We start from the raw sequence: 9,991 nt of genomic DNA on the forward strand, positions 1-9,991 counted from the left end.
TTGCTGAGCGATCCCACGGTGCTCGGCTGCTTTGCGCTGCGGCTGGCGGCGTATTGGGGCCTGGCGCTGTGCCTGACCTGGATCCCGGCCTACCTGCAAAGCGGGCTGGGCTTCGACCACGCCGTCAGCGGCAAGCTGTTCGCGCTGATCATCGGCACCAACCTGCCGTTGACGCTGGCCATTGCCTGGTTCTCTGAACGACTGCTGGCGCGCGGCGTGTCGTCGCGGGTGGCGCGCGGGCGGGTCTCGGCCGGCATGCTGCTGCTGGCCGGCGGCTTCTTCCTGTTGCTGCTGTGGCCGGACACCACGCCGGCCATGCGGGTGGGCCTGCTGGTAGTGGCCTGCGTGTGCGCGCCGGCGATCTATTCGCTGGGTCCTGCGATGCTGGCCGAGGTGGTGCCGGCGGGGCAGCGCGGTGCGATCCTCGCCATCGATGCGTCGGTGTCGTCGCTGGCCGGCGTGCTGGCGCCGCTGGTCACGGGTGTGCTGGTGCAGAACGTCCCTGGGGCACGCGGTTTCGAGCTGGGCCTGGCCGTCTGCGGCGCGATCATGGTAGTGGCGTCGCTGGCCGGCCTGTACGTGGTCAACCCTGAGCGCTCGCGCCGCCGGCTGGCCGCGCACCTGCCGTCGCGTGCCGAAGCGGGGCAGCCCGCGGTGGCAGCTGGCTGAATCCCCAACGCCCGGGCTATGACCCGGGCCTACCGCCCGGCATCGCCGCTGGCTTGCGCCACCGCTTCATGCACCAGCGCCGCGAAGACGCGCATGGCCGGTGACGGTGAGCGCCCGGCCAGCGACACGATCCCATACTGCGCCCTCAGCTCGGTTGGCGGGTGCATCGGCAGGGCCACGGCCATGCCTTGCGCGCAGGCCTCGGCCATCATCGCCACGGGTACCAGCGCCACGGCATCGACGGCCAGCAGCAGCGAGCGCAGCGCGTGCATGTCGTTGCAGGTGACGGTCATCAGCCCGGGCGCGTCCTCGGGGACCGGGCCGCTGCCACCGCTGGCTTCATGCAGTGCCTGCCGGAAGAAGCGCAGGATATGCGCCGGCAGCCGCGTCCCTGCCACCGGATAGGCGCGCAGCTCGGCCAGGTTGACTTCGCACTGCCGCGCCAGCGGATGCCCGCTGCGCACGAAGAATGCCGTTTCCAGCGCCGGCAGCCGGTCAATCTGCAGATGCGTCAGTTCCGCCAGGCTGCGGCTTTCGCCGACAAAGACATCGAGGCGTTCCGCTTCGAGCGAACGCCGCATGGCCGGCGTGTCCGCGGTCTCCAGGTCGATGCGCAGATGCGGGTAGCGCCGCACCAGCGCCTCAAGCACCGGATCGAGCAGGAACGATGCGGCAAACGGGCCGAAGCCCGCGCGGATCGTGCCGATCTCCACTTCCTCCAGCAGTTGCAGGTCGCGCCGCAACTCGCGCTGTTCGCGCAGCATGCGGCGCGCGCGTTCGAGCGCCAGCATTCCGGCGGCGGTTGGCCGCACCTTGCCGTAGCTGCGGTCGATCAGCGGCCCCAGGTCCGCTTCCAGTGCCTGGATGCTGCGGGTGAGCGCCGGCTGCGACAGGTGCAGGGCGCCGGCGGCACGGGCAAAACTGCCTTGCTCGACCAGCGTGACGAAGTGATGCAGCTGCCTTAGCCCCATGAATTAATCATTTTTGCATCAAAAACTGAAAAATATTGCATTGGACGTAATTTCTCAAGCCCGCTAACGTTGTCCTCCAAAACCATAAAGACGATCTGGAGACGACATGAACCGACGCGCATGGCTCGCGCTGGCCGCTGGCGGGCTGACTGGCGGGCTTTCGCTCAGCCTGGCCCTGCCCGCCGCGGCACAGACCTATCCCGCCAAACCGATCCGCATCGTGGTGCCTTATGTGGCCGGCGGCGGCACCGACACCATCGCCCGTGCCATGGGCGAAAAACTCAGCAAGCGCCTGGGCCAGCCCGTGGTGGTGGACAACAAGGCGGGCGCCTCGGGCATCATCGGCACCGACGCCGTGGCCAAGGCCGCGCCGGATGGCTACACGCTGTTGATGACCCTGACGCAGTCGGTGCTGACCAACCAGTTCCTGTACCAGAAACTGCCCTACGACCCGCGCAAGGACCTGACCATGATCAGCGTGCTGGCCGATGCGCAGCTGGTGCTGGTGGCCCATCCGTCGGTGCCGGCGCGCACCGTGCGTGAACTGGGCGAATACGCGCGCAGCCGGCCGGGCAAGCTCAGCTATGCCTCGTGGGGCGTGGGTTCGCTGTCGCACCTGAGCGGCGCCTACTACAGCAAGCTGGTGCACGGCCAGGCCACGCACGTGCCCTACAAGGGCGAGGCGCCGATGATGCAGGACCTCCTGGGCGGGCAGGTGCAGTTCGGCTTTGCCAGCATCCTGACCGCCAAGCCCTATATCCAGAGCGGCAAGCTCAAGGCGCTGGCGGTGACCGGCACGCAGCGCAGCAGCGCGTTGCCCGACATGCCCACCTTCGCTGAGTCCGGCATGCAGGACAGCGCCTTCAAGACCGTCGGCTGGATCGGCCTGGTGGCGCCGGTGGGCGTGCCCGCGCCGATTCTCGCCAGGCTTGAAGGCGAAGTGCGCGCCATCCTGCAGGCGCCCGATATGCAGGAGCGACTGGTCGCGCTGGGGCTGCGCACGGTGGGCAGCTCGCCGGCCGAGGCGCAGGCGCTGTATGCGCGCGACTGGCCGGTGCTGAAGACGCTGGTGGCGGATTCGGGCGCGAAGCTCGACTGATTTTCACGGCTGGCTCCCGATGGCGGGCGGCGCGGCAATTGCCGTGTGCGCCCGCTTTTCTGTTTGCACAATGCCGCGCGAAGCGCTTTTGAAAATCGAATGGAAACCATTGGCATTCGCATCCGCAATGGCGCGTGAAGACCCGGCGAAAACGCGGCAGCGAGGCCGAATTTGCTTGATGTCCGCTCTTGCCGGACTACCATGAAGTTCGCGGCGGGATAATCACTGCGGGGTTTTCGTGATTACGAAAATGAGAGTGGGTCCATCAGTTTCGAGGGGTCGTTGGGGGCAGTCATGAAAAGCGACAAGAAGGTGATCCAGTTGCTCAATGGCCAGCTCCGCCATGAGTTGACCGCGATCAACCAGTATTTCCTGCATGCCCGCATGTACCGGCATTGGGGGCTCGGTGCGCTGGGCAAGCACGAGTACGAGGAATCGATCGAGGAAATGAAGCACGCGGACAAGCTGATCGAGCGCATCCTGTTGCTCGATGGCCTGCCCAACCTGCAGGACCTGGACAAGCTGCTGGTCGGCGAGAACACCGAGGAGATGCTCGGCTGCGACCTGAAGCTCGAACAGGTGTCGCAGGCCAGCTGCAAGGAAGCGATCAAATTTTTTGAGTCGGTCGGCGATTATGTCTCGCGCGAGATCGTGGTCGATATCCTGGCTGACACCGAGGAACATATCGACTGGCTCGAGGCGCAGCTGGAACTGGTGAACAAGGTCGGGCTGCAGAACTACATCCAGTCCGCGATGGGTTAGGGGCCGGCCCCGTCTCCTGCAAAGATTTCCATTTCCCGCTACACTGCGGCCCGCAGCACGTAGCGTCGCACAGACGCGGCGTCAGCGGCGGGGTGGCAGAGTGGTGATGCAACGGCCTGCAAAGCCGTACACGACGGTTCGATTCCGTATCCCCGCCTCCAGTTTTTTCTTGCCTGGCACAAGTTGCCGGACAGTCTTGCGCGCGCCCGCGCAATTTCCCCGATTTTCATGCGCCCGTCACAGTGACCCGTCATGCACGGCAGCCATGCCGTGGTGCGCGTAATTGCCGCGATGGCGCGGGCCATTTCACCCCCCTTTTTCCGTTACTTTCCCCAATAGAACAATGCCACCGAATCGGGTAATGTTGCCTGACAGGCCACATGGCCTGCGTGCAACCCGTGCCGCCGGATGGCGGCACAACCATGTCCGGGCTTCCATGGTGTCCCCGTCGCGAGGTGATGTGAAAAAGAGAGGCTCCAGATGATCAAGGACTTGCGGATCCGCGCGGCCATGCCCTCGGACGCGCCAGCCGTGGGCAGCGTGCTGGAACGCTGTGGCCTGCCCGTGGACGATGTGGCCCGCTTGCTCGAGCACTTCCACGTTGCCATCCTTGGATCGCAGATCATTGCCTGCGCTGCCGGCGAGCGTTTCGGCGAGACTGTGGTGATCCGCAGCGTTGCCGTATTGCCGGAACACCGCGACCAGGGCGTGGCCACGCATGTGGTGCGCGCCGCGCTGATGCGCGCACGCGCCAATGGCGCGCGGCGTGCGGTGCTGCTGGCCTCGAGCTGCCCGAGCTATTTCGCGCGCTACGGTTTTACGCTGGTGCCGGCCGCGAAGCTGCCGGCCGAGGTCATGTCATCGAGCGAATTCCACCGCCATACCGATACGCCGCCGCTATGCATGTGGTGCGAGCTGGACTGAACCCGCATGCACCGATGGCACGCCTCAGTGCGAGCCCTCGCAACGGCTGATCTCCACCGTCACGTGCACCAGTTCTTCATGCACGGATAGTGCCTCGCGCACGCGCTGCGGGGTCAGCGCCGGATCGTGCGTGACCAGGCAGGCGATGCAGGCAAACTGCTGCCGGCCCACGCGCCAGACATGCAGGTCGGTCACACTGGTGCGCTCCTCGCCGTTGGCGTCGGCAGGGTCCAGGCCCGCCAGCACCTCGCGCACTTCGTCCACCACCGGATGGTCCATCTCGCGGTCCAGCAGCACGGCGCCGCTCTGGCGCAGCAGCCCGACGGCCCACCTGCCGACCAGCGCGGCGCCCACCAGACCCATCACCGGATCCAGCCACGCCCAGCCCAGCCACCAGCCGCCGGCCAGCGCGACCATCGCCAGTACCGAGGTCGCGGCGTCGGCCAGCACATGCACGTAGGCGGCGCGCAGGTTGATGTCGTGGTGGTGGCCGTGACCGTGATCATGGCCGTGGTGATGGTGGCCATGGTCGTGCCCGTGGTCGTGCCCGTGCGCATGGCCGCCCAGGATCAGCGCGCAGCCCAGGTTGACCAGCAGGCCGAGCGCGGTCACGGCCATGGCCTCGCGGTAGTGGATGTCCTGCGGGCTGAGCAGCCGCTCGACCGAGCCGGCCGCCATCAGCGCCGCGATGCCAAGCAGGAACACCGCGCTGGCAAAGCCGGCCAGCACCTCGATCTTCCACGTGCCGAAGGCAAAGCGCCGGTCGCCGGCGTAGCGGCGCGCGGCGGCGTAAGCGAAGGCAGACAGGCCAATGGCCAGCGCGTGCGAGCTCATGTGCCAGCCATCGGCCAGCAGCGCCATCGAGTTGAACCAAAGGCCGGCGGCGATCTCTACCACCATGGTGGCGGCGGTGATTGCCATCACCAGGCGCGTGCCGCGTTCGGCGGCGCGGTTGCCGGCGTCGAACGCGTGGCTGTGGGTCCAGGCGGACAGGTCGTGGCTATGCATGGTCTGGTTCTGCTGAGCGCTTGAGAGCTGAAATCGTCACCCCGCGTGGGGCAATGCAGGCACAAGGGTAGCAGAGCCCCGGCACTTCGGCGGCCGCGTCCCTGACGGCTGCAGGGCCAGCTGGCGCGTACTTCGTGTGCTCCCTGCGGTACACAAATAGACCCTGGCAGTCAGCGGGGAATCCACGCTGTCCTTACATACATTCATGAATGGATGTATGATTCAACGAAAAATTCACACTGCCTTCACGACTTTGTTGTCCATTCCGAGATGAGCTATCGATTTATCGCAATCTGCCTGACCGCCTGGCTGGGACTCTGCGCCACCGCGGGCTGGCTCGTCGAGCGCCTCTGGAGCTGACCGCTCCGTCCTGCGCGGGTGCTACGCCGCGCGCGGTGCCTGCGCCAGACGGTCGAAGAACTGCCACAGCTGTGGCGCATCGCCGGTGGCCACATTGAATCGTATCCACGGCGAATCGGTCTCGTCCGGCTCGAAATACGACCCTGGCGCCAGCCAGATGCCATGCTCCAGCGCCAGCGTGGCTAGGCGGTTGCCGTGCAGCGGCTCGCCGCGGCGGCTGGCCTGCAGCCGCGCCTGTGCCGCCTCGTTCAGGCGCGCCCAGGCGAACATCCCGCCCTCCGGGCGCAGCAGCACCTCCAGCCCGTGGGCTTCCATCTTTTCCGTCACGCGATCCTGCTGTGCGCGCAGCCGCTCGGCCAGCGCCGCGACGTGGCGGCCGTAGTGGCCGCTGGTCAGCACCGAGTAGACCAGCCGCTCGGTCACTTCCGACGAGGTCAGGCCGACCGCCATCTTGGTGCGTGCGAAGGCCTTGGCCAGGTCGGGGCTGGCGGCCAGATAGCCGACCCGCAGCGACGGCGTGATGGTCTTGGAAAAGCCGTTGATGTAGACCACCTGCGACAGCCCGTCCATGGCCGCCAGCATCGGCGAGCCTGCCGGCGCCAGCTCGCGGTAGATATCGTCCTCGACCACCAGCAGCCGGTGCTGCTCGGCCAGCTGCAGCACGCGGAAGGCGTTCATGCTGCTCAGGCTGGCGCCGGTCGGGTTCTGCAGCACGGTATTGATAAAGAGCGCGCGCGGGGCATGGGCGCGAATGGCATCGTCCAACGCGTCGGTATCCAGCCCCGCCGCCGAGCGCGGCACGCCCACCACGCGCAGCCCCGCCAGCCGCAGGATCTGCAAGAGGTTGCAGTAGCAGGGCGATTCCACCAGCACCGTATCGCCGGCACGCAGCAGCGTGCGCACCACCAGGTCCAGCGCCTGCGTGGCGCCCTGCGTCAGTACCACCTGCTGCGCCTGCAGCGGGATGCCGTACTGGCCCAGGCCGGTGGCGATATGCTCGCGCAGCGGTGCAAAGCCGTATGGGTGGCCGTAGCCCGACAGCTGCGCCGCCGGCACGCGCGCCGAGGCGCGCATGGCCTGGTGCAGCCCTTCCTCGTTGAGCCAGTCGCCGGGCAGCCAGCCGGCGCCGGCCTTGATCGGCACCGAGTGGTCGGCGAACACATCCGACAGCAGCCACGCCGCGTTCAGTCCCGGCGACTCCCAATGCGGCGCGCGCGCGTGCCCGGCCGGGGCATGGCGGTGCGCCACGGTATAGCCCGAGCCCGGGCGTGCCGCCAGGTAGCCAAGCGCGGTCAGCCGGCCGTAGGCCTCGGCCACGGTGAAGGTGCTGACGTGATGGTGCTGCGCAAAGCGGCGCACCGAGGGCAGGGCGGTGCCGGCGCGCAGCGCGCGCTGCTCAACCAGCGCGGCGATGCCGGCGACGATCTGCTCGGTCAGGGTGTCGCCGTCGCGGCGGCTGCGGGTCAGGTTCAGGGTCAGCATCAGGCACTCGGGCAGGCGTGAACCTGTACAGTTTAGCGGCTGGACGCAAGCCAGGCTGCGGTGGCTTTCCATAACGCGAAATTTGCCGCAGTGCAGCGTGGGGTGATGCGCCGCGGTCCAGCGCGGGTCGTGGCACGACGGCGGGCTGGCGGCACCCCGATGGCGCTTGCCTGTACGGTTTGGCGTGTTCAAACTGCACGGTAAGGCAGTCTTGTCCGGACTGTATATTTTGTCGGCCAGACGCCGCCGGTAGAGTGGCCCTCATTGCCGACGCGCTGCCAGCCAGCGTGCTACCCGCCAATCCGACCCGATTCCCCCTAGGAGGACGTATGGACGCCGCCAAGACCGTGATTCCCGATCTCGATGCCCTGTGGATGCCCTTCACCGCCAACCGCCAGTACAAGGCGGCGCCGCGCCTGCTGGCGTCGGCCAGCGGCATGTACTACACCACCCACGACGGCCGCCAGATCCTGGACGGTTGCGCCGGCCTGTGGTGCGTGGCCGCCGGCCACTGCCGCAAGGAAATCGCCGAGGCGGTAGCGCGCCAGGCCGCCACGCTGGACTATGCGCCGCCGTTCCAGATGGGCCATCCGCTGTCGTTCGAAGCTGCCACCAAGGTGGCCGCGATCATGCCGCAGGGCCTGGACCGTATCTTCTTCACCAACTCGGGCTCGGAGTCGGTCGACACCGCGCTGAAGATCGCGCTGGCCTACCACCGTGCACGCGGCGAAGGCCAGCGCACGCGTTTTATCGGCCGCGAGCGCGGCTACCACGGCGTGGGCTTCGGCGGCATGGCGGTGGGCGGCATCGGCCCCAACCGCAAGGCGTTCTCGGCCAACCTGATGCCGGGCACCGACCACCTGCCGGCCACGCTGAATATCGCCGAGGCAGCGTTCACCAAGGGCCAGCCGCAATGGGGCGCGCACCTGGCCGACGAGCTGGAGCGCATCCTGGCGCTGCATGATCCGTCCAACGTTGCCGCCGTGATCGTCGAGCCGCTGGCCGGATCCGCCGGCGTGCTGGTGCCGCCGGTCGGCTACCTGGAAAAGCTGCGTGAAATCACCAGCAAGCACGGCATCCTGCTGATCTTCGACGAGGTCATCACCGCCTTTGGCCGCCTGGGCGCCGCCACCGCGGCCGAGCGCTTCAAGGTCACGCCGGACCTGATCACCATGGCCAAGGCGATCAACAACGCCGCGGTGCCGATGGGCGCCGTCGCCGTGCGCCGCGAAGTGCATGACACGGTGGTCAATTCGGCCGCGCCAGGCGCGATCGAGCTGCTGCATGGCTACACCTACTCCGGCCACCCGTTGGCCGCGGCTGCCACCATTGCCACCCTCGACCTGTACCAGCGCGAAAACCTGTTCGGCCGCGCCGCCGAACTGGCGCCGGTGTTTGAAGCCGCGGTGCACGGCGTACGCAGCGCGCCGCACGTGAAGGACATCCGCAACTACGGCCTGGTCGCCGGCATCGAGCTGGAGCCGCGTCCCGGCCAGCCCGGCGCGCGCGCGTATGAGGCCTTCCTGAAGTGCCTGGAGCTCGGCGTGCTGGTGCGCTACACCGGCGACATCCTGGCGTTCTCGCCGCCGCTGATCATCTCTGAAGCGCAGATCGGCGAGATGTTCGATACGGTGAAGAAGGCGCTGCAGGACATCAAGTAAGCGGCGCGCGCCGCATTGCATTGCCGCCGGACCCGCGGGTCCGGCCTCCCTGATTGCACGCCGGGGCGCGCGCTGACTTGCGTGCCGCGGCAATCGAAGGAAATCCCAAGTGAGCATCGCAGAAAACCGGCAACTGGCCGAGATCCACCATTTCATCGGCGGCGCCGTGCGCCGCGCCGGCGGCCAGCGCCTGGCGGACGTATTCAACCCCGCCACCGGCGAAGTCGCAGCACGCGTGGCGCTAGGCACCGCGCAGGATGTGGCCGATGCCGTCGCCGCCGCCCATGCCGCGTTCCCCGCCTGGGCCGACACCCCGCCGCTGCGCCGCGCGCGCATCCTGTTCAAGTTCAAGGAACTGCTCGACCAGCACCACGACGACCTGGCCGCGCTGATCACGCGCGAGCACGGCAAGGTGTTCTCCGACGCCAAGGGCGAAGTCACGCGCGGCATCGAGGTGGTGGAATTTGCCTGCGGCATCCCCAACCTGCTCAAGACCGACTTCACCGACAACATCGGCGGCGGCATCGACAACTGGAACCTGCGCCAGCCGCTGGGCGTGGTGGCCGGCATCACGCCGTTCAACTTCCCGGTGATGGTGCCGATGTGGATGTTCCCGGTGGCGATCGCCTGCGGCAATACCTTCGTACTGAAGCCGTCGGAGCGCGATCCGTCGCCGAGCCTGCTGATTGCCGACCTGCTGCGCCAGGCTGGTTTGCCCGATGGCGTGTTCAACGTGGTACAGGGTGACAAGGGAGCCGTGGACGCGCTGCTTGCGCATCCGGATGTGCAGGCGCTGTCGTTCGTTGGTTCGACGCCGATTGCGGAGTACATCTATACGGAAGGGACCAAGCACGGCAAGCGCGTGCAGGCATTGGGCGGCGCCAAGAACCACCTGGTGGTGATGCCGGATGCCGATCTGGACCAGGCGGTCGATGCGCTGATCGGTGCCGCGTATGGTTCTGCCGGCGAACGCTGCATGGCGATCTCGGTGGCGGTGGCAGTCGGCGATGTCGCCGACAAGCTGGTGCCGCGGCTCGCCGAACGCGCCAGCTCGC

At 67.4% G+C, this 9,991-nt stretch carries 9 protein-coding genes and 1 tRNA gene; 7 read left to right on the forward strand and 3 right to left on the reverse strand.

Annotated elements, in window-relative coordinates; genetic code table 11:
* The coding region (locus CF68_RS38410) for an MFS transporter (protein ID WP_235205791.1) at window positions 1–669 on the forward strand (669 nt) is incomplete at its 5' end.
* A 29-nt stretch (window positions 670–698) separates the two neighbouring features.
* Here CF68_RS38410 and CF68_RS16570 read toward each other — a convergent pair.
* Window positions 699–1,640: a LysR family transcriptional regulator gene (locus CF68_RS16570; protein ID WP_035820634.1), complete on the reverse strand. Its 942-nt coding sequence runs from the start codon at window positions 1,638–1,640 to the stop codon at window positions 699–701.
* 106 nt (window positions 1,641–1,746) lie between these two features.
* On the opposite strand from CF68_RS16570, the gene CF68_RS16575 reads away from it, so the two are divergent.
* The 4 genes from CF68_RS16575 (at window position 1,747) to CF68_RS16590 (ending at window position 4,425) form a co-directional block, all read left to right on the forward strand.
* A complete protein-coding gene (locus CF68_RS16575) occupies window positions 1,747–2,739 on the forward strand; it encodes a tripartite tricarboxylate transporter substrate binding protein (RefSeq protein WP_035820636.1) in 993 nt (330 codons plus the stop codon).
* Window positions 2,740–3,033: 294 nt separating this feature from the next.
* The gene (gene bfr / locus CF68_RS16580; protein WP_035820638.1) at window positions 3,034–3,501 is read left to right on the forward strand and encodes a bacterioferritin; all 468 of its coding nucleotides are present in this window, start codon (window positions 3,034–3,036) and stop codon (window positions 3,499–3,501) included.
* Between the two features lie 86 nt (window positions 3,502–3,587).
* Window positions 3,588–3,662, forward strand: a tRNA-Cys gene (locus CF68_RS16585).
* 319 nt (window positions 3,663–3,981) lie between these two features.
* The gene (locus tag CF68_RS16590) at window positions 3,982–4,425 is read left to right on the forward strand and encodes a GNAT family N-acetyltransferase (RefSeq protein ID WP_035820640.1); all 444 of its coding nucleotides are present in this window, start codon (window positions 3,982–3,984) and stop codon (window positions 4,423–4,425) included.
* Between the two features lie 24 nt (window positions 4,426–4,449).
* Here CF68_RS16590 and dmeF read toward each other — a convergent pair whose 3' ends face one another.
* Both dmeF and CF68_RS16600 read right to left on the reverse strand, forming a co-directional pair.
* Window positions 4,450–5,433 carry a CDF family Co(II)/Ni(II) efflux transporter DmeF gene (gene dmeF, locus CF68_RS16595; protein WP_035820642.1) on the reverse strand — a complete coding sequence of 328 codons (984 nt, stop codon included), beginning with the start codon at window positions 5,431–5,433 and terminating at the stop codon, window positions 4,450–4,452.
* 381 nt (window positions 5,434–5,814) lie between these two features.
* Window positions 5,815–7,275, reverse strand: a complete 1,461-nt coding sequence (locus tag CF68_RS16600; RefSeq protein WP_035820644.1) for a PLP-dependent aminotransferase family protein — start codon at window positions 7,273–7,275, stop codon at window positions 5,815–5,817.
* Window positions 7,276–7,604: 329 nt separating this feature from the next.
* On the opposite strand from CF68_RS16600, the gene CF68_RS16605 reads away from it, so the two are divergent.
* Both CF68_RS16605 and mmsA read left to right on the forward strand, forming a co-directional pair.
* On the forward strand, window positions 7,605–8,936 hold the full coding sequence (locus CF68_RS16605; RefSeq protein WP_035820646.1) for an aspartate aminotransferase family protein: 1,332 nt from the start codon (window positions 7,605–7,607) through the stop codon (window positions 8,934–8,936).
* Window positions 8,937–9,045: 109 nt separating this feature from the next.
* The coding region (gene mmsA / locus CF68_RS16610; protein ID WP_035820647.1) for a CoA-acylating methylmalonate-semialdehyde dehydrogenase at window positions 9,046–9,991 on the forward strand (946 nt) is incomplete at its 3' end.

It is taken from the genome of Cupriavidus sp. SK-4 (assembly GCF_000611125.1).
In the GTDB taxonomy this organism is placed as follows: Bacteria; Pseudomonadota; Gammaproteobacteria; order Burkholderiales; family Burkholderiaceae; genus Cupriavidus; species Cupriavidus necator.